The organism is Streptomyces geranii, from assembly GCF_002954775.1.
In the GTDB taxonomy this organism is placed as follows: domain Bacteria; phylum Actinomycetota; class Actinomycetes; order Streptomycetales; family Streptomycetaceae; genus Streptomyces; species Streptomyces geranii.
In genome coordinates, this window is the sequence record NZ_PJME01000021.1 from 12300 (window position 1) to 30798 (window position 18499).

The window sequence follows — 18499 nt, forward strand, 5'->3', positions numbered from 1 at the left end:
CGTTGAGCACTAGCACTACCCACGCGCGCCAACCCTGCTGAGGCAACCTCGTTGTGGATCATTGCCACCTCCGGACGCGCGCGCCGTCCGAGGAAGACAGGGTTCTGTCGAACCCCCACCGATGTCCGGAGGAACAGTGGATGTGTCTCTTGCCGCTTGGGCACTGACCGTCGGAGTGCTCTGCGTGCTCGTGGCAGTCGACTTCTTCATCGGCCGCAAGCCCCACGACGTGTCGATCAAGGAAGCCGGCATCTGGACGGTCGTCTGGGTCGTACTGGCCTGTCTCTTCGGTATCGGACTGCTGGTCTTCAGCGGCGGAAAACCGGCCGGTGAATTCTTCGCCGGGTTCATCACCGAGAAGTCGCTCAGCGTCGACAACCTCTTCGTCTTCGTCCTGATCATGGCGAAGTTCGCCGTGCCCACGCAGTACCAGCAGCGGGTCCTCATGGTCGGCGTGCTCCTGGCCCTGGTGCTGCGTGCCGGGTTCATCGCGGCCGGCGCGGCGATCATCTCCACGTTCTCCTGGGTCTTCTACCTCTTCGGCGCCTTCCTCATCTGGACCGCCTGGAAGCTCGTCCAGGACGCCAAGAAGGGCTCGCACGAGGAGGAGTATCAGGAGAACAAGCTCCTCAAGATGGCCGAGAAGCGCTTCGGCGTGGCCGACCGCTACCACGGCACCAAGCTGTTCATCGAGGAGAACGGCAAGCGGATCATGACCCCGATGCTGGTCGTCATGCTCGCGATCGGCTCCACCGACGTACTGTTCGCGCTCGACTCCATCCCCGCCATCTACGGCCTCACCGAGGACCCGTACATCGTCTTCACCGCCAACGCCTTCGCCCTGATGGGCCTGCGCCAGCTGTACTTCCTCATCGGCGGCCTGCTCAAGAGGCTCGTCCACCTCAGCTACGGCCTGTCGATCATCCTCGGCTTCATCGGCGTCAAACTGGTGCTGCACGCGCTGCACGAGTCCGGCGTCCATGTCCCCGAGATCGGCATCCCGTTCTCACTCGGCTTCATCGTGCTCGTGCTCGCCGTCACGACCTTCACGAGCCTCAGGGCCTCCAGCAAGCAGGAGGAGCGGGTCTCGTAGCTGATCATCTGCCGGAACCTCCGGACGGAGGACGCGCGTCCCGACGCTGAACGTGTTCAGCGTCTGCTCCAGGGAACGTGCCCGTCGGCAGGGGTGGGGCGAAGTCGGTGCGCAAGGGTGTCCTGCGTGGAAACCGGGGGCGGATCTGCCAGGCGGACCAGGCGGCGGGCCCTCTCTCTCCGTTGTTCCGGCCAGGCCAGTGTGCAAGGGACACAACCGGGTGACCTCAGTATCGACGAAGGCGGCATCGGCTGGGTACTGTCCGCGATCGCGCTCGGCACGGTGGGCCGGGTGCCGCCCCGCGCATAGCAGGCGGGGCCGGGTACGGTGCCCGCCGACTCCGGGCCGACACGAAGCCCGTCGGCCTCCGCATGGGCGATCGAACCACCGCCCGCGCCGATGGTGTGAAGGTTGACGAGGGGCACCAGGACCGGGAATCCCTCGGCGGTGCCCTCGTTGGAGATGTCCGGGCGCCCGTCGAGGACGAGGGAGACGTCGAAGGCCGCGGCCTCGCAGCGTTCGCATCGCGTGCGAAGTCCACTCGCACCCGGTACCGCAGCACGGCGAGATCACCGAAGACGTCCGGTACAGGCTCGGAGGCGTGGAGCTTCTCCTCGACCGGCCCGTCCCCCGCCGTCGGCCGCTCGTCCCGGAGCCGGTCCAGGTCCCCCTTCCCGAACAGCAGCGGCTCGGCGGCCGAATCCCGGACGGTCGCATCAGGATCGAGCCGTGCGTCGATCCCGGCCCGGTCGCCGGCCTCGTACTCCCGGTGATCACTTTCCAGACCGCCGAACCGTCTGCGGGCGATGCTCCGGGGCGGGCGGAAGGAGCGGACGAAGACGACACGATCCCCGGCGCGGACACGGCAACCCCCTGAAATGTGCAAGTGACTGGGCATGCTGATGAGTCAGCCCTTTACAGCATGGCAGCGGTCGTCGGCTGCCTCTCACCTCCGGAATCCTCTGTCCGCATGCCCGGGCACCGCGCGTGGAGACCGCGCAGGCCGGAAGGGCGGGATCAGCGCTCGTGGTTGTGCATGACGTGCTTGGTGCGCGAATAGTCGTCCAGGGCGTAGATCGACAGGTCCCGGCCGTATCCGGAACCCTTGAACCCGCCCCACGGGACTTCACCGGCCAGCACGAGATGGGAGTTGACCCAGACGGTTCCGAAGTCGAGGCGCGCAGCGATGTCGTGGCTGCGGCGCGCGTTCTCGGTCCACACGGACGCCGACAGACCGAGGGGGACATCGTTGGCGCGTCGCACGGCTTCCTCCTCGTCGGTGAAGGTCTCGACCGTGACGACCGGGCCGAAGATCTCCTCGCGTGCGGCTTCGGCGCCTTCGGGGACGTCGACCAGGACGGTCGGGGCCACGAAGTAGCCCGGGCCCTCGATCGCGCCGCCTCCGGTCACCACCCGGATACCTTCGGCCTTCGCGCGCTTCAAGTAGCCCGTGACGCGGTCGAAGTGAGCCTTCGAGACCATGGGGCCCACCTCGACGTCCTCGCCGGCAGCCGGTTCACCGACGAGCAGGGACTTGACCTCTCCGACCAGTTGCTCGATGAACTTCTCGGCGACCGACTCGTGGATGAGGACGCGGCAGGCAGCTCCGCATTCCTGGCCCGAGTTCCAGAAGCTCGCGGTGCGCAGGGACGAAGCGGCGGCCGTGAGGTCAGCGTCCTCGAAGATCACGACTGGAGCCTTGCCGCCGAGTTCTAGGTGGACCCGCTTGAGGGTGCCGGCGGCGGCCCGGGCGACAGCTCGGCCGCTGGGGACCGAGCCGGTCAGGGCGATCATGTCGACGTCCGGGTGTTCGGCGAGCCGGGCGCCCACGGTCGGGCCGTATCCGTTGACGACGTTCAGCACGCCGGGCGGCAGGAGATCGGCGACGATTTCGGCGAACTTCAGGGTGGTCAGCGGGGTCTGCTCGGAGGGCTTGAGGACGAGGGTGTTTCCGGCGGCGAGGATGGGTGCGATCTTCCAGGCCGCCATGAGCAGGGGGTAGTTCCACGGAGTGACGACACCGATCACGCCGAGCGGTTCGCGCAGGATGACCGAGAGGTGGTTCTCGGCGTAGTCGCCGGCGGCCATCGAGGTGGTCGCGCGCACGGCACCGGCCATGAAACGGAAGGTGTCGATGGTCATGGCGACGTCGTCCCGCGACACCGCGAGCGGCTTGCCGGTGTTGGCCGACTCCAGCCTGACCAGGACGTCGGTGTGCTCGGCGACTCGGTCGGCGATGGCGTGCAGCACTTCCGCCCGGTCCTTGGGGACTCGCCGCGCCCACTCCCCCTTGGCCGCGACCGCGGCATCGACCGCCCGGTCGACGTCCTCGACGGTGCCCTCGGGTATCCGGGCGATGACCTTCTCGGTGCTCGGGTCGACCACCTCGATGACGCGGTCGGTCGCGCCGTCGAGGAACTTCCCGTCGACGAAGTGCCGGGCCGGGGGCAGGTCGGCCTCGGTGATCAGAGGCGACGCCTTCGTGGCACGTCGCACACCGGACGTGCGGACGGTGGTGATGACCGGGGACTCCTTGCGGGCGGGGGGCTGCGGGAGCGTCTCGACCAGGGCGGCGATCCTGGCGGTCGTGGCGGCGTCGAGGCAGACCAACGGCTCGCGGGGCTCTCCGACGGGGATTCCTGCCGCGTTCAGCGCGGCCTTGACCGCCGGGATGAACGGGGCGGACATGATCGCGTCCATGAGCGGGTAGATCGCGGCCCATTCGGCGCGTGCCCGCACGAGGTCGCCGTCGAGCAATGCGCGGTGGATCGAGACCAGTTGAGCCGGCATCACGTTGGCGGTGCCGGCCATGACACCGGCGGCACCCTCGGTGATGGCCTGCAGCAGGAGGCTGTCCCAGCCGATGAAGGTGGAGATGACGTCGCCGTGGCCGTGGATGAGCTGCCCGGCCTGGGCCATGTCGGCGCTGGTGTCCTTGATGTACTGGATGTTCTCGACCTCACGGGCGAGCTGTCCGACGGTCTCCGGGGAGAGGTTGACGCCGGTGGCGCCCGGGAGGTTGTAGAGCATGATCGGGACGTCGACCGCGTCGGCGACGGTGCGCAGATAGCGCAGTGTCTCGTCGAGGGTGAGTGGCTCGTAGTACGGGGTGACCAGCATCAGCACCGATGCGCCGGCGTCCTGCGCGTGGCGGGAGAGTTCGATCGCCTCCCGGGTGCTCACCGCACCGGTCTGGGCGATGACCGGCACCCGTCCGGCCGCCTGGTCGATGACGGTCTCGACGACCAGTCGCCGTTCCGCCGCGCTCATCGCCGCGAACTCGCCCGTGGATCCGCAGGCGACGACGCCGTCGACCCCGCCCTCGATGCTGCGGTCGACCAGGCGCCGCAGGGTCTTCTCGTCCAGTTGCCCGTCCGCCGCGAAGGGCGAGGCGAGGGCGGTGAGGACACCGCTCAGTTGTGACGACATGCTGGGGACTCCTTCTGAGTCTGACGACTGGTTCCTACGACGCGACATGCGCCGACGTCAGGCCGTGCGGGGTGGTCTGCCGGTCGGTCGCCAGCAGGCTCCGGACCTCCTGAGCGGCGGACAGGCCGGTCTGGATCGCGGTCTCGGTGTAGAGGGTGCCGAGGTAGTCACCGGCCAGGAGGACGCGGCCGGTGCGGCGGGTCAGTGTCTGCTGCAGCCTGCCCCGTCCGGGAAAGCAGTACGGGGCACCCGTGGGCCAGCGCTGGATCTCGGCCTCGACGACGTTGCCGGTGAAGCCGGGCAGGACCTGGTCCAGGTCGTCGAGGTAGATCCGGCGGATCTTGTCGTCGTCGTGCTCCAGCAGTTCGCGCGCCAGACTGCCCGGGGAGAAGGTCATGATGCTGCTGCCGGCCCGGCGTTCGGCCTCGTAACCGTGCACGACGTTGGACATGTTCAGCGCGACGTTGAAGGACCGCTTCGGCGTCGCGATGCCGTAGGCGTCGTCCCAGACCTGGCGTCCGGTCTCGTCGGAGAGGAACGCGGCGCTCACGTAGGGGCCGTAGACGATCTTCGACAGGGCCTCGCGGACGTCGCGGTCGAGGTCGACGGCGACCCGGTGGCTGACGGTCGCGGGCGTGGCCAGGACCACGCAGCGGGCCGCGACCTCCTTGTCGACACCGCCCTCCCGGTAGCGGACCACGACGTGGTCGCCCTTCTGGACGACCTCGTCGACGGTCGCGTTCAGCCGCACCCGGTCCGACAGGGCCACGGCGATGCTCTCGGTGAGGGTCGACGGGCCACCGAGGATGCTCTCCGACAGCCCGGCACCGATGTTCCACACCAGGCTGAAGTAGCCGACGCCCGCGCCGGCCGACAGTTGGTCGATGTCGGCGGCGGAGCGGGTGACCGTCGGCTTGAACAGGGCTTCGGCGTCCTCGGGCAGGTCGCCGATGAAGTCCTTGAAGGAGCGGTCGTTCATGAAGTCGTAGATCCGCTGCTGGCGTTGGGCCTCGCTCTCGCCCCGCCGCCGCTGCACGATCCGGGCGTAGCGGGCCACCGACAGGGCGACCTTGGCACCTGCCCTGACCATGCCGACCCGCGCCGACATCGGCATCGGGATGCGGAACGGGTAGCTCTCCACGCGGCCCTTGAGCAGCAGTTTGCCGTTCATCGACAGTCCGGCCAGTGAGCCGGGCACCGGTATCGAGTCGACCCCGGTGCTGTTCAGCAGCCACGACGTCGCGGAGTTCCCGCCGGCGTAGACGTGCCCGCCCCAGTTGAGGAAGTACGGTCCACGGCGCTCCGAGCGGATACGTCCGCCGACGCGTCCCTCGGACTCCAGCAGGAGGGTGTCCCAGTGCCGTAGGCGCCAGCCGGCGGCCAGTCCGGCGATGCCGCCTCCGACGATCACTACGTCTTTCATCAGTGCCCTCCGGCAGAACGCAGAAATACGGGTGGGATTGGTGGTTCGTGGAGCCTCGTCACTCAGATGCGTGCCGGGCGACCTGCGGGGTGGGAAGTGCGCGGTGTCAGCGAGGCGGCTTCGTGCAGAGCCATGCCGCGGGTCTCGGGTGCCCACAGGACGGAGACGACGGCGCCGACGGCGTTGATGGCGGCGGCCGCGAGCATGGTGCCGCCTACGCCCCAGCCGGTCAGGGCCATGGGGACGAGGTAGGTACCGGCGGCGGCGCCGATCCGGCTGGCCGAGGAAGCCAGACCGACGGCGGAGCCACGTACTTCGGTCGGGAACAGTTCGTTCGGGTAGACCCACTGCAGGATCTGGGTGCCGCCGATGATGACCGCGTACAGGGCGAAGAGGGTGAGGATCACACCCGACGGGGCGTCGGGGAAGATGCCGAGCAGGAGCAGGGCGAGGCCCGACCAGATGAAGCTGTGGATGACGAGGGGGCGCCGGCCCATACGGTTGACGCAGAACAGGGCGACCACACAGCCGACGAGGAACATCACGGTGATCATGGCCTCACCGATGTTGGCCAGGCCGCCTTCGAGCCGGAGCGCGTCCAGGATCTTCGGGCCGAAGGCGTAGACGGCGAAGAGCGGGATGATCGAACAGGTCCAGAAGGTGGAGATGTAGAGCATCCGGCCGCCGTAGCCGGACCGCAGGATCGCCTTGAGGTCGACGTTCTCGCGCTCCTCCGCCTCCTCCGGCAGATCGGCGATCGTCACGTCGGGGCCGTACACCTTCTTGAGGACGGCTTCGGCCTCCCTGGTGCGGCCCTTGTTCGCCAGCCAGCGCGGGGACTCGGGGGTGCCCAGCCGGAGCAGCACGATGACCGTGGCGGGCAGGGCGGCGCTGGCCAGCATCCAACGCCATCCGTTGTCACCGATGTTCAGCAGGATCTCGCCGACGAGGTACGCGGTCGCGGCGCCCACGAACCACATGACGACCAGGCCGCCCAGGAGCGGGCCCCGGTAGCGGCGCGGGGTGAACTCGGCCAGCAGCGAGGTGGCGATGGGGTAGTCGGCGCCGACGGCCATGCCGATGAGCAGGCGCAGGATGAACAGCCAGACCGGATCGGTGGCCCAGAACTGCGCGACCGAGCAGACGATGATGGCGATCAGGTCGATGGTGTACAGGACCTGGCGGCCGAACCTGTCGGTGAGCCGGCCGCCCGCGAAGGCGCCGAAGAAGATACCGATGAGCGCGGACGCCCCGATGAGGCCCTCGGCGGAGTCTGAGAGGTTCATCTGCGGACTGATCTGCGTCATGGCGACACCGATGACGCTCAGCACGTATCCGTCGAGGAACGGGCCCCCGGAGGAGTACAGCGCCAGCTTCTTGTGGAACCGCGACAGGGGTGCGTCGTCCAGTCGGTTTCCTGTGTTCGCGGTCATCACGGCCTCCGGGAGCGGATCCCGGCTCGCTCTTCCAAGGGCGAGTCCGGGCCAGATGGGAGTTGATGTGTCAGCGGGGCGTGGGGACGCCGTCATGCGATGCCCGGAAGGGGGCTCCAGTCTCAGCCGGATTGCCCGCCACCTTAAGATGTGATCACAGATCACACAATAGGCTGAGAGTGGGAATCATGGGCGTTCGTCGAACCTCTGCCGCCGACCAGGCTGTTTATGATTCAGTCGTGCGTATGTCCAAACGTGTCGAGCCGTCGCCCTCCCTGACCGACAAGGTCTACGCGGTGCTCCACGAGGCGATCACGAGCGGCGAGTATCCGGCCGGCTACCGCCTGCGCATCCGGGACATCGCCGCCGAGGTCGGCACGAGTGTGATGCCGGTGCGCGAGGCCATCCGGCGCCTCGAAGAGGCGGGCTTCGCCGAACGCGTCCCGCACAAGGGCTCGGTGGTCAAGGGCCAGCACCTCGCCGAGCTGCTCCACATCTACGGCACCCGCCAGATCCTGGAGGTCGAGGCCGCACGCCGCGGTACCGCACAGATCGACGAGGCGGGCGTCGCCCGGATGCGCGAGGAGTTCGAGCTGATGCGGCGCGCGATCACCGAAGGCGCCGTCGTCCGGTACCTCGACCACGACGAGGCCCTCCTCACCGTCCTCTACGAAGCGGCCGGCAACCCGGTGCTCGTCAGCACGATCCGCACCCTGTGGCAGCATTGCCGGGCCTACAAGATCGTCGGAGCCCGGGCCTCCCTCGACACGCCCGGCGACGACTCCCTGTGGCGCTACCAGGAGGATCTGCTGAAGGCCGCCCAGTCGCACGACGCCGATGCTGCGGCCGCGATCAGCAACGAATCTCTCGCCAACGCCACCGACCGAATCAAGGCGCAGCTGGTTTCGCGGTAGACACCGCGATCGCGATTGGCATTGCCGACGCGTCACGGAGCACGATCGACCCCGCCGATTACCGGCCGGTTGCCGACACGCTACGAATCACTCCCGACGACCCGGCCGGGTCGGGCGGTCCCCGACCTTCCTGGTCGGCGCCTGTGATCACCCCCACGCGCTCGTCCAACTTGTTACTCGAATCTTTTTCCCAGGTCAGAGCTGTCCTCATACGCGACCGTTCGAAAAAGATCTGTGATCACATCTTGTCAGACCTCGACGAAGGTGCGAAGTTACCTGCCATCACCCAGCCCTGAAGACTTCCGAAACGGGGCCTATGCCGTGATTAACCGCTCGGGCATTTCAGCCACAGGGAGAGTCATGAAGCGTCTACGCGATTCACGTCCGGTCCGCTTCGGGGCCATCGCTGCTTCCGTCGCCGTCATCGGGTCGACAGCGGCGTGCGGTTCGTCCACCACCGATTCATCGACCACCGCGGCGGACGAGGTGTCGAAGAAAGTCGACGCCATCGCCGCGCTCGTACCCAAGTCGATCGCGGACAAGGGGACGTTGACGATCGCCGCCGCCACCTACCCGCCCGCGGTGATCGAGCCGGCCGACGGCGCGACCCCCACCGGCTGGGACATCGAGAACGTGCGGCAGATCGCCGCGGTCCTCGGCCTCAAGGTCAACATCAAGATCGCCCCGTTCAACGGCATCGTCGCCGGACTGCAGGCGGGCCGCTACGACGGCGCGACCGGGGAGATCTACGCGACGTCCGAGCGTACGGCCGTGGTCACGTTCGTGACCAACCACTCGTCGAGCGACGCCCTCATGGTGCCGGCCGGCAGCGAGATCACCAGCGCCGCCGCCGAGACGGACCTCTGCGGTCACACCCTGGCCGCCTCGCTCGGTTCCGCCGAGGCCGCGCTGGCCGCGAAGCTCGCGGACAAGTGCAAGAGCGCGGGCAAGGGCGCGATCACGGTCAAGACCTTCGACTCCCAGGCCAACGTCAACCTCGCCCTGCGCGGCGGCCGGGTCGACGCGGCGGTGAGCAGCGCGAGCCAGGTGGCCTACGTCATGAGCCAGGCCAAGGGCCAGTTCAAGCTGGTCGAGCTGCCGTGGGCCCCCAAGTACAAGACCGGCTTCGTACTGGCGCGCAACAGTGACACCGAGAAGTTCGCCCAGGCGATCCAGGCGGCCACCGACCACCTGATCGAGAACGGCGAACTGCAGAAGATCCTCGACAAGTTCAACGCCGGCCAGGGGCTGATCGAGAAGGCCGAGATCCTCTCGTCCGCCGCCGACGGTTCGACGGGGAGCAACTGATGAAGGCAGCCACCGTCACGGACTCGACCCGGGTGGACCCGTCGGCCACCCCGCCCTCGGAACTCGTGCCGATGCGGCATCCCGGCCGACGTCTATCCGCCCTGCTCGTGCTCCTCGTCGCAGCGAATCTGGGCTACTCCGTGATGACCAACGACAACTTCGAGTGGCCGGTCGTCGGGGACTACCTCTTCAACCCCGAGATCATGGCGGGCCTGCGCACCACCTTGATCCTCACCGTGGTGTCCATGACTCTGGGCATCACCCTCGGCATCGTGCTGGCCGCCTGCCGGATGTCGGAGAACCGGGTGCTCTCCACGCTCTCGGGCGCCTACCTGTGGTTCTTCCGGGGCACGCCGCTCCTGGTCCAGCTGATCTTCTGGTTCAACCTGTCAGCTCTCTATCCCCGGCTGTCGCTCAGCGTGCCGTTCGGCGGTCCTGAACTCGCCGGCGCGGCGACCAACGGCGTACTGAACCTGTGGGCCGTGGCCGTCATCGGCCTGACCCTGAACGAATCGGCCTACATGGCGGAGATCGTTCGTGGTGGTCTTCTCTCGGTGCCCAGACACCAGAGCGAGGCGGCCATCGCGCTCGGGATGAACCGCTGGCTGACCTTCCGCAGAGTGGTCCTCCCCCAGGCCCTGCGGGTGATCGTGCCCCCGACCGGCAACCAGGTCATCGGCATGCTGAAGCACTCCTCCCTCGTGAGCATCATCGCGCTCGCCGACCTGCTGTACTCGGCGCAGCTGATCTACTCGCAGAACTTCCGTACGATCCCGCTGCTCGTCGTGATCTCTATCTGGTACCTGGTGTGCACGACGGTGCTGTCCTACGCCCAGAGCCACATCGAGCGTCACTACGGACGCGGTGTCCACGCCGGCGGACAGCGGCCCGGCGGACTCGCCAAGCTCCGCTCGCTCGGCTCCCGGCTCTCGCAGCGGTCCCGGCCGAACGACAACCCGAATCCGGCGTAACGAAAGGACTGGTGAGGATCCGATGAGCGCTACGACATCCGCGCCCGACGGCACCGACACCTCGACGGCCGATCCCGTCGTCCGGATCATCGACCTCCACAAGAGCTTCGGTGCGGTCGAGGTCCTCAAGGGCGTCGACCTGGAGGTGCACCGCGGCCAGGTGGTCGTCATCCTCGGGCGCTCCGGCTCGGGAAAAAGCACCATGCTGCGATGTGTCAATCACCTCGAACGCCCCTCCCGCGGCACCGTCGTCGTGGACGGCGAGGTGATCGGCTACCGCATCAAGGGCGACAAGCTGCACGAACTGTCTCCCTCGGCCATCGCGAAACAGCGCACCAGGACCGGCATGGTCTTCCAGGCCTACAACCTCTTTCCGCACATGACAGTGCTGGAGAACCTCATCGAGGCGCCGCGCCGCGTCAAGGGCGTGAACAGGGCCGAGGCCGTGGCCGACGCGATGCAGGCCCTGGAGGAGGTGGGCATGGCACACAAGGCCGACGTATACCCCAGCACCCTCTCGGGCGGCCAACAGCAGCGTGTGGCGATCGCGCGGGCCCTGGTCATGAAGCCCAGCGTCATGCTCTTCGACGAACCGACCTCGGCTCTGGACCCCGAACTGGTCGGCGAGGTACTGAATGTCATGAAGCGGCTGGCGACCAGCGGCATGACGATGATGGTCGTCACGCACGAGATCGGGTTCGCCCGCGGTGTCGCCGACGAGGTGGTCTTCATGTCCGAGGGCCGGCTCGTCGAGAAGGGCCCACCGTCCCAGGTGATCGACAGCCCCGTCCACGAGTCGACGCGCACGTTCATCGACAGCATCCTCTGACCCCTCCTCCGGCTGAGGCTGGGGAATTCAGATGGCGCCGCGAATGGCCTGTTCAAAGCCCTCGACGTGGCCGCGGGCGAGCTGGGCCGCCGTGTCGGCGTCACCCGCGACGATCGCCTCGATCAACGGGCCGTGCTCTTCGACGTGGCCCGCCATGTCGGACAGCCGGTCGACGAACAGGCACCAGATGCGGGTAGCCAGGTTGTCGTGGCGGACAAGGGTGTCCTCCAGGTACGGGTTGTGCGTGGCGGCGTAGATGGCGCGGTGGACCCGAAGGTCCAGGTGCATGAGTTCGGCGGCGTCGGGCCGGCGGGAATCCGCAGGCTCCAGCTGCCGGCGCAGTGCCGTCAGTGCCGCCCGGTCCGTGGCCGTGGCGCGCCGCGCCGCCTGGGCGGCGGCCAGGGGTTCCAGTTCTTGGCGAACCTCCGAGATATGGGCCAGGTCGGTGATGTTCACGTCAGTGGCGAAGGTCCCGCGCCGGGGATAGGCCGTGATGAGCCGCTCGTACTGAAGCCGCTTGAGTGCCTCACGCACCGGCGTGCGTCCGACGCCGAGGGACTGTGCCAGTTGTTCTTCGTTGATCGGCGCGCCCGGGCGGATCTCGAGCATGACGAGCCGGTCGCGGATGGCACGGTAGGCGCGTTCCGCCAGCGAGACGTCCTCGCCGCTCCCGGGCTCGGTCGCCACGTTCTGCATAGGGCCCCCTTGACCTGTTCTGCAAGCTCGCATACTTTACCGCAGAAGCTAATATATCAGTTGCTCATTAGTTGGCTCTCAGGATGGTGCACAGATGGCAACACCCTCGTCGACCAGCACATTCACCCGCCTCTCCAGCCCTCTCAGCGAGCTCGACCCGGAAGTCGCGGCGGCGGTGGCGGCCGAACTCCACCGCCAGCAGTCCACCCTGGAGATGATCGCCTCGGAGAACTTCGCCCCGGCGGCGGTCATGGAGGCCCAGGGTTCGGTCCTCACGAACAAGTACGCCGAGGGCTACCCGGGCCGGCGCTACTACGGCGGCTGCGAACATGTCGACGTCGTCGAGCAGTTGGCCATCGACCGGGTGAAGGAACTCTTCGGCGCCGAGGCCGCGAACGTGCAGCCACACTCCGGCGCCCAGGCCAACGCGGCCGCGATGTTCGCGCTGCTGAAGCCCGGCGACACGATCCTCGGCCTGGACCTGGCACACGGCGGTCATCTGACCCACGGCATGCGCATCAATTTCTCCGGCAAGCTCTACAACGTCGTGCCTTACCACGTGCGCGAGTCCGATCTGCGGATCGACATGGACGAGGTCGAGCAGCTCGCCCTCGCCCATCGGCCCAAGTTGATCGTCGCCGGCTGGTCGGCGTACCCCCGGCAGCTGGACTTCGCCGAGTTCCGGCGGATCGCCGACGCGGTGGGCGCGTACCTGATGGTGGACATGGCGCACTTCGCCGGTCTGGTGGCCGCGGGCCTGCACCCGAACCCGGTGCCGTACGCCGATGTCGTGACGACCACGACGCACAAGACCCTCGGCGGTCCGCGCGGCGGGGTGATCCTCAGCCGGGCCGACCTGGCCAAGAAGATCAACTCAGCGGTCTTCCCGGGGCAGCAGGGCGGCCCGCTGGAGCATGTCATCGCGGCGAAGGCGGTGGCCTTCAAGGTGGCGGCGGGCGAGGAGTTCCGCGAGCGACAGCAGCGCACGCTCAAGGGCGCGAAGATCCTCGCCGGACGGCTGCTGGCCGACGACGTGGCCGAGGCCGGGATCACGGTCCTGACCGGTGGCACCGAGGTCCACCTGGTCCTCGTCGACCTGCGCGACTCCGCGCTCGACGGGCAGCAGGCCGAGGACCGGCTGCACCGCGTCGGCATCACCGTCAACCGCAACGCGGTGCCGTTCGACCCGCGCCCGCCGATGGTGTCCTCGGGACTGCGGATCGGCACTCCGGCCCTCGCCACCCGGGGCTTTGGCCAGGCCGAGTTCCGCGAGGTCGCCGACATCATCGCCCAGGCCCTGAAGGGCGAACAGCCCGACGACGAACTGCGCGCCCGGGTCGGGAAACTCGCCGCCGCGTTCCCCCTCTACCCCCACCTGAAGGGAGGCGCGGCATGACCAGCACGCCGTTGCCGGAGCATCCGGACTTCCTCTGGCGCAATCCCGGGCCGAAGCGCTCGTACGACGTCGTCATCGTCGGCGGCGGAGGGCACGGACTGGCCACCGCCTACTACCTCGCCAAGAACCACGGCATCACCAACGTGGCGGTTCTGGAGAAGGGCTGGCTGGCCGGCGGCAACATGGCGCGCAACACCACGATCATCCGATCGAACTACCTGTGGGACGAGAGCGCCGCGATCTACGAGTACGCGCTCAAGCTGTGGGAGCGGCTCCCTGAGGAGCTGGACTACGACTTCCTGTTCAGCCAGCGCGGTGTCCTCAACCTCGCGCACACTCTCCAGGACGTCCGCGAGAGTGTGCGCCGCGTCAACGCCAACCGTCTCAACGGAGTCGACGCCGAGTGGCTGGAGCCGGACGAGGTCGCCAAGGTCTGCCCCATCCTCAACGTCTCCTCCCGCACCCGGTATCCGGTCCTGGGCGGCACCTTCCAGCCGCGGGCCGGTATCGCCAAGCACGACCACGTCGCCTGGGCGCTGGCCCGCCGCGCCGACGAGCTGGGCGTGGACCTGATCCAGGGCTGCGAGGTCACCGGCTTCCTAAAGGACGGCGACCGGGTCGTGGGCGTCGACACCAACAAGGGCCGCATCCTCGTCGGCCGGGTCGGCCTGGCGGCCGCCGGACACAGCAGCGTGCTGGCCGAGCGGGCGGGCGTACGACTGCCGGTGCAGTCCCATCCGCTGCAGGCGCTGGTCTCCGAGCTGCACGAGCCGGTGCACCCGACGGTCGTCATGTCGAACCACGTGCACGTGTACGTCTCCCAGGCCCACAAGGGCGAGTTGGTGATGGGCGCGGGCGTCGACTCGTACAACGGCTACGGGCAGCGCGGCTCCTTCCATGTGATCGAGCAGCAGATGGCCGCCGCCGTCGAGCTGTTCCCCGTCTTCGCCCGCGCGCATGTGCTGCGGACCTGGGGCGGCATCGTGGATGTCAGCCCGGACGCCTCCCCCATCATCGGCACCACCCCCGTGGAGAACCTCTACGTCAACTGCGGCTGGGGCACCGGCGGTTTCAAGGCCACCCCGGCCGCCGGCTGGACCTTCGCCCACACCATCGCCACGGGCGAACCGCATCCGCTCAACGCCCCCTTCGCCCTCGACCGTTTCCGGACGGGCGCACTGATCGACGAGCACGGCGCCGCGGCCGTGGCCCACTGAGGAGGACACCATGCTGCTGATCGACTGCCCATGGTGCGGGCCACGGGACGAGACCGAGTACCACTACGGGGGACAGGCCCATGTCCCCTACCCCGAGACGCCCGCCGAGCTCACCGACGAGCAATGGGCCCGGTACGTCTTCTACCGCGACAACCCCAAGGGCCCCTTCGCCGAGCGGTGGATGCACAGCATCGGCTGCCGCCGCTGGTTCAACGTCCTGCGCGACACCGCCACCCACGAGGTACTGACCTCCTATCGGCTCGACGCACCCCGCCCCGGAGGCACCGATGTCTGACCAGCAGTTCCGGCTCCGGCAGGGTGGCCGTATCGACCGCGGCGCCCTGCTGCGATTCACCGTCGACGGACGGGAGTCGACCGGACACCCCGGCGACACCCTCGCCTCGGCGATGCTGGCGAACGGTCTCGTCGAGGTCGCCCCGTCGCTCTACCGAGGCCGTCCGCGCGGCATCGTGGCCGCAGGCGCCGAGGAGCCCAACGCCTTGGTGCAGCTGGACGGTCCGTGCTCGGAGGGCATGCTCCCGGCCACGACCGTGGAGCTGTACAACGGTCTGTCCGCCACCACGCTGTCCGGGATGGGCCGGCTCGACCCGACCCCCGACCCCGCCGTCTACGACAAGAAGTACGCCCACACCGACGTCCTGGTCATCGGCGCGGGACCGGCCGGACTGGCGGCCGCCGCCGCTGCCGCCGGCTCCGGAGCCCGCGTGATCCTCGTCGACGACCAGGCCGAGTCCGGCGGTTCGCTGCTCTCGGGTGCGCGGACGGACCTCCAGTGGGTCGCCGACGTCCGAGCAGCGCTCGACGCCGCCCCCGAGACGGTCGTACTACAGCGCACCACGGCCTTCGGGTCGTACGACGACAACTACGTGCTGGCCCTGCAGCGGCGCACCGACCACCTCGGGGCCGACGCCCCCGAAGGCATCTCGCGTCAGCGCCTGTGGCACATACGAGCCCGGCAGGTGGTCCTCGCGACCGGTGCGCACGAGCGTCCGCTGATCTTCGCCGGCAACGACCGCCCCGGGGTCATGCTCGCCGGGGCCGTGCGCTCGTACCTCAACCGGTACGGCGTGGCCGCGGGTTCACGGGCCGTGGTGAGCACGACCAACGACAGTGCGTACGACACGGTCGTGGACCTACATGCCGCGGGGATCGACATCGCCGCCGTTGTGGACGCGCGCGCCGAGCTGTCCGACCGGGCCGCCGAGGTCGCCGTGGCGACCGGAAGGCGCGTGCTGACGGGCAGTGCGGTGGTCGGCACCGAGGGGGACGGCCGGGTCACCGGTGTCACTGTCCAGAATCTCGACGCGGACGGCCGACTCGTCGGTGAAGCGCAGTCGTTCGACGCCGACCTGCTCGCGGTCTCGGGCGGCTGGAGCCCGGTGGTGCATCTGCACAGCCAGCGGCAGGGGCGGCTGCGGTGGGACGAGGACCTGGTCGCCTTCGTTCCCGAGGGCAGTGTGCGGAACCAGCAGGTCGTAGGTGCGGCGCGGGGGACGTACGATCTCGACGGTTGTCTGTCCGAAGGGGCGAGGGCCGGAGCGCGAGCGGCGACGGACGCCGGATTCCCGGTTCCCGTGCCGGCGCTCCGCAACACGCGCTTCGTCGGCGGCCCGACGCGGGCACTGTGGCTGGTGCCCGCCCCCGACGGCGAACCCGGCGGCTGGGACACGCACTTCGTCGACCTGCAGCGTGACGTCTCGGTCGGCGACGTCTGGCGGTCCACCGGCGCGGGCATGCACAGCGTCGAGCACGTCAAGCGCTACACCTCGCTCGGCACGGCCAACGACCAGGGCAAGACGTCCGGCGTCAACGCGATCGGCGTGATCGCCGAAGCCCTCGGCGGATCGCTGGGCGAGCTCGGCACCACGGCCTATCGGGCGCCCTACACGCCGATCGCCTTCGCCGCCCTGGCGGGTCGGGAACGCGGCGAGCTGTTCGATCCGGAGCGGACCACATCCATCCACAGCTGGCATGTGGCGCACGGCGCGGAGTTCGAGGACGTCGGGCAGTGGAAGCGGCCCTGGTACTTCCCCCGGCCCGGTGAGGACATGGACCAGGCCGTGGCCCGCGAGTGCCGCGCGGCCCGTGAGGGGGTGGCGTTCATGGACGCCTCCACCCTGGGCAAGATCGAGATCTGGGGTACGGACGCGGGCGAGTTCCTCAACCGCATCTACACGAACGCCTTCAAGAAGCTGAAGCCCGGCATGGCCCGTTACGGCGTCATGTGCAAGCCCGACGGCATGATCTTCGACGACGGTGTGACACTCCGCCTCGACGACAACCGCTACTTCATGACCACCACGACCGGCGGCGCCGCGAACGTCCTGGACTGGCTGGAGGAGTGGCTGCAGACCGAGTGGCCAGAACTCGACGTCCACTGCACCTCGGTGACCGAGCAGTGGTCGACGATCGCGGTCGTCGGCCCGAAGTCACGCGAGGTCGTCGCGCAACTGGCGCCCGGCGTCGATCTGTCCGCCGAAGCGTTCCCTTTCATGGCCTTCCGCGAGACCACCCTGGCCTCCGGCATCCCGGCCCGTATCTGCCGAATCTCCTTCTCCGGCGAACTCGCCTACGAGATCAACGTCTCCGCGTGGTACGGCCTGTCCGTCTGGGAGCAGGTCCACGAGGCCGGGCGCTCGTACGCCATCACCCCGTACGGCACCGAGGCCATGCACGTGCTGCGGGCCGAGAAGGGCTACATCATCGTCGGCCAGGACACCGACGGCACCGTCACCCCGCAGGACGCGGGCATGTCCTGGGTGGTCTCGAAGCAGAAGGACTTCGTCGGAAAGCGGTCCCACTCGCGTCCCGACACCGCCCGCGCCGACCGCAAGCAGCTCGTCGGCCTGCTGCCGGCCGACCGCACGACCCGGCTGCCCGAGGGCACCCAACTCGTCGCGCCGGACGTGCCGTTGACGCCCGAGGCCGGGCCGGTGCCGATGCTCGGCCATGTCACCTCCAGCTACCACAGTCCGGCCCTCGGCCGCCCCTTCGCCCTCGCGCTCGTCGCTGGCGGGCAGGCAAGGATCGGCGAGACCCTGCTCGCCCCCGTGGGTGAGGAACTGGTGCCCGTCGAGGTGGCCGACTTCGTCCTCTACGACCCCGAAGGGACCAGGCGAGATGGCTGAGTCGATCGCCGCACTGCGTACCAGCCCCGTCGCGCATCTGGCGGAACGGATGCGTGACGCCACCGTCACCGGTGCCCGCGGCGTCACGCTGACCGAGTGGCCGTACATCACGATGGTGAACCTGCGGGTCGATCCCTCGTCGGAAGCGGCCGACCGCATCGAGAAGACCCTGGGGACACCACTCCCCCAGCGCTGCGGCCACACCGCCGCGTCCGGCCCCCACACGGTCGTCTGGCTCGGCCCCGACGAGTGGCTCCTGCTGTCCCAGGCCGAAACGGCCGCAGTGGCAGCCGAGTTGCAGGAGGCGCTCGCCGGTGACCCGGGCTCGGTCGTGGACGTCTCGGCCAACCGCACCACGCTGGAGCTGAGCGGCCCGGCCGCCCGGCAGGTGCTGGAAAAGGGCTGCCCGCTGGACCTGCACCCCCGGGCCTTCGGTCCCGGCCAGGCGGTGTCGACCACGGTCGGCCCGGTCGCGGTACTGCTCTGGCAGATCGACGACGCTCCGACGTACCGCCTCCTGCCCCGCTCCTCGTTCGCCGACTACCTGGCCCGCTGGCTCATCGACGCAATGAGTGAGTACCGCGGCCCGGCGATCCCCTGATGGCGTTGAGCGCGTTCGACCTGTATCCGGTCGGTATCGG

The 18499-nt window shown here is 68.7% G+C and carries 15 protein-coding genes and 1 pseudogene; 11 read left to right on the plus strand and 5 right to left on the minus strand.

All coding sequences use genetic code 11. The features are described 5' to 3' along the window. Positions 1 to 136 precede the first annotated feature (136 nt). On the plus strand, positions 137 to 1093 hold the full coding sequence (locus CW359_RS25725; RefSeq protein WP_105972500.1) for a TerC family protein: 957 nt from the start codon (positions 137 to 139) through the stop codon (positions 1091 to 1093). 56 nt (positions 1094 to 1149) lie between these two features. On the opposite strand, the pseudogene CW359_RS47405 reads toward CW359_RS25725, so the two are convergent. Next, a pseudogene (locus tag CW359_RS47405) lies at positions 1150 to 1581 on the minus strand (hydantoinase/oxoprolinase family protein); the annotation flags it as partial. A gap of 113 nt (positions 1582 to 1694) precedes the next feature. Between CW359_RS47405 and CW359_RS25735 the strand changes: the two are divergent. Continuing rightward, entirely contained in the window at positions 1695 to 1970 is a 276-nt protein-coding gene (locus tag CW359_RS25735; RefSeq protein ID WP_105972501.1) for a hypothetical protein, read from the plus strand. Between the two features lie 140 nt (positions 1971 to 2110). On the opposite strand, the gene dapA is transcribed toward CW359_RS25735, so the two are convergent. The 3 genes from dapA to CW359_RS25755 all read right to left on the minus strand — a co-directional run bounded on the left by dapA (position 2111) and on the right by CW359_RS25755 (position 7378). Next, positions 2111 to 4522 carry a 4-hydroxy-tetrahydrodipicolinate synthase gene (gene dapA, locus CW359_RS46680; protein WP_232838594.1) on the minus strand — a complete coding sequence of 804 codons (2412 nt, stop codon included), beginning with the start codon at positions 4520 to 4522 and terminating at the stop codon, positions 2111 to 2113. A 34-nt stretch (positions 4523 to 4556) separates the two neighbouring features. Then, positions 4557 to 5945 (minus strand): flavin monoamine oxidase family protein, encoded by a 1389-nt coding sequence (locus CW359_RS25750; RefSeq protein WP_105972502.1) that lies wholly within the window; start codon positions 5943 to 5945, stop codon positions 4557 to 4559. 62 nt (positions 5946 to 6007) lie between these two features. Then, positions 6008 to 7378, minus strand: coding sequence for an MFS transporter (locus CW359_RS25755; protein WP_105972503.1), 1371 nt, complete (start codon positions 7376 to 7378; stop codon positions 6008 to 6010). A gap of 245 nt (positions 7379 to 7623) precedes the next feature. Here CW359_RS25755 and CW359_RS25760 point away from each other — a divergent pair, with 245 nt between their 5' ends. From CW359_RS25760 to CW359_RS25775, 4 genes are all read left to right on the plus strand, one after another. Continuing rightward, positions 7624 to 8292 carry a GntR family transcriptional regulator gene (locus tag CW359_RS25760; RefSeq protein WP_105972504.1) on the plus strand — a complete coding sequence of 223 codons (669 nt, stop codon included), beginning with the start codon at positions 7624 to 7626 and terminating at the stop codon, positions 8290 to 8292. A 360-nt stretch (positions 8293 to 8652) separates the two neighbouring features. Continuing rightward, complete coding sequence (locus CW359_RS25765; RefSeq protein ID WP_105972505.1) at positions 8653 to 9600, plus strand: transporter substrate-binding domain-containing protein; 948 nt, start codon at positions 8653 to 8655, stop codon at positions 9598 to 9600. Next, entirely contained in the window at positions 9600 to 10571 is a 972-nt protein-coding gene (locus tag CW359_RS25770) for an amino acid ABC transporter permease (RefSeq protein WP_105972506.1), read from the plus strand. The genes CW359_RS25765 and CW359_RS25770 overlap by 1 nt, the downstream gene beginning before the upstream one ends. A gap of 22 nt (positions 10572 to 10593) precedes the next feature. Further along, on the plus strand, positions 10594 to 11400 hold the full coding sequence (locus CW359_RS25775; RefSeq protein ID WP_105972507.1) for an amino acid ABC transporter ATP-binding protein: 807 nt from the start codon (positions 10594 to 10596) through the stop codon (positions 11398 to 11400). Positions 11401 to 11427: 27 nt separating this feature from the next. Here CW359_RS25775 and CW359_RS25780 read toward each other — a convergent pair whose 3' ends face one another. Continuing rightward, on the minus strand, positions 11428 to 12096 hold the full coding sequence (locus tag CW359_RS25780) for a GntR family transcriptional regulator (protein ID WP_105972508.1): 669 nt from the start codon (positions 12094 to 12096) through the stop codon (positions 11428 to 11430). Between the two features lie 94 nt (positions 12097 to 12190). Between CW359_RS25780 and glyA the strand changes: the two genes are divergently transcribed. From glyA to CW359_RS25805, 5 genes are read left to right on the plus strand one after another with little or no spacing between them, the layout of a single operon-like run. Then, positions 12191 to 13492, plus strand: a complete 1302-nt coding sequence (gene glyA / locus CW359_RS25785) for a serine hydroxymethyltransferase (RefSeq protein WP_105972509.1) — start codon at positions 12191 to 12193, stop codon at positions 13490 to 13492. Continuing rightward, positions 13489 to 14709, plus strand: coding sequence for a sarcosine oxidase subunit beta family protein (locus CW359_RS25790; RefSeq protein ID WP_105972510.1), 1221 nt, complete (start codon positions 13489 to 13491; stop codon positions 14707 to 14709). Before glyA ends, CW359_RS25790 begins: the two co-directional genes overlap by 4 nt. Before the next feature lie 10 nt (positions 14710 to 14719). Next, positions 14720 to 15004, plus strand: a complete 285-nt coding sequence (locus CW359_RS25795; RefSeq protein WP_105972511.1) for a sarcosine oxidase subunit delta — start codon at positions 14720 to 14722, stop codon at positions 15002 to 15004. Continuing rightward, positions 14997 to 17858 (plus strand): sarcosine oxidase subunit alpha family protein, encoded by a 2862-nt coding sequence (locus CW359_RS25800; RefSeq protein ID WP_105972512.1) that lies wholly within the window; start codon positions 14997 to 14999, stop codon positions 17856 to 17858. The genes CW359_RS25795 and CW359_RS25800 overlap by 8 nt, the downstream gene beginning before the upstream one ends. Next, a complete protein-coding gene (locus CW359_RS25805) occupies positions 17851 to 18459 on the plus strand; it encodes a sarcosine oxidase subunit gamma (RefSeq protein WP_105972513.1) in 609 nt (202 codons plus the stop codon). Before CW359_RS25800 ends, CW359_RS25805 begins: the two co-directional genes overlap by 8 nt. The last annotated feature ends 40 nt before the right edge of the window (positions 18460 to 18499 follow it).

What these genes read in the sequence shown, in the direction of transcription:
- CW359_RS25800 (WP_105972512.1), top strand. Translation starts at nt 14,997, where the DNA reads ATGTCTGACCAGCAGTTCCGGCTCCGGCAGGGTGGCCGTATCGACCGC.
- CW359_RS25805 (WP_105972513.1), top strand. Translation starts at nt 17,851, where the DNA reads ATGGCTGAGTCGATCGCCGCACTGCGTACCAGCCCCGTCGCGCATCTG.
- CW359_RS25780 (WP_105972508.1), bottom strand. Translation starts at nt 12,096, where the DNA reads ATGCAGAACGTGGCGACCGAGCCCGGGAGCGGCGAGGACGTCTCGCTG.
- dapA (WP_232838594.1), bottom strand. Translation starts at nt 4,522, where the DNA reads ATGTCGTCACAACTGAGCGGTGTCCTCACCGCCCTCGCCTCGCCCTTC.
- CW359_RS25765 (WP_105972505.1), top strand. Translation starts at nt 8,653, where the DNA reads ATGAAGCGTCTACGCGATTCACGTCCGGTCCGCTTCGGGGCCATCGCT.
- CW359_RS25775 (WP_105972507.1), top strand. Translation starts at nt 10,594, where the DNA reads ATGAGCGCTACGACATCCGCGCCCGACGGCACCGACACCTCGACGGCC.
- CW359_RS25755 (WP_105972503.1), bottom strand. Translation starts at nt 7,378, where the DNA reads ATGACCGCGAACACAGGAAACCGACTGGACGACGCACCCCTGTCGCGG.
- glyA (WP_105972509.1), top strand. Translation starts at nt 12,191, where the DNA reads ATGGCAACACCCTCGTCGACCAGCACATTCACCCGCCTCTCCAGCCCT.
- CW359_RS25770 (WP_105972506.1), top strand. Translation starts at nt 9,600, where the DNA reads ATGAAGGCAGCCACCGTCACGGACTCGACCCGGGTGGACCCGTCGGCC.
- CW359_RS25790 (WP_105972510.1), top strand. Translation starts at nt 13,489, where the DNA reads ATGACCAGCACGCCGTTGCCGGAGCATCCGGACTTCCTCTGGCGCAAT.
- CW359_RS25750 (WP_105972502.1), bottom strand. Translation starts at nt 5,945, where the DNA reads ATGAAAGACGTAGTGATCGTCGGAGGCGGCATCGCCGGACTGGCCGCC.
- CW359_RS25795 (WP_105972511.1), top strand. Translation starts at nt 14,720, where the DNA reads ATGCTGCTGATCGACTGCCCATGGTGCGGGCCACGGGACGAGACCGAG.
- CW359_RS25760 (WP_105972504.1), top strand. Translation starts at nt 7,624, where the DNA reads ATGTCCAAACGTGTCGAGCCGTCGCCCTCCCTGACCGACAAGGTCTAC.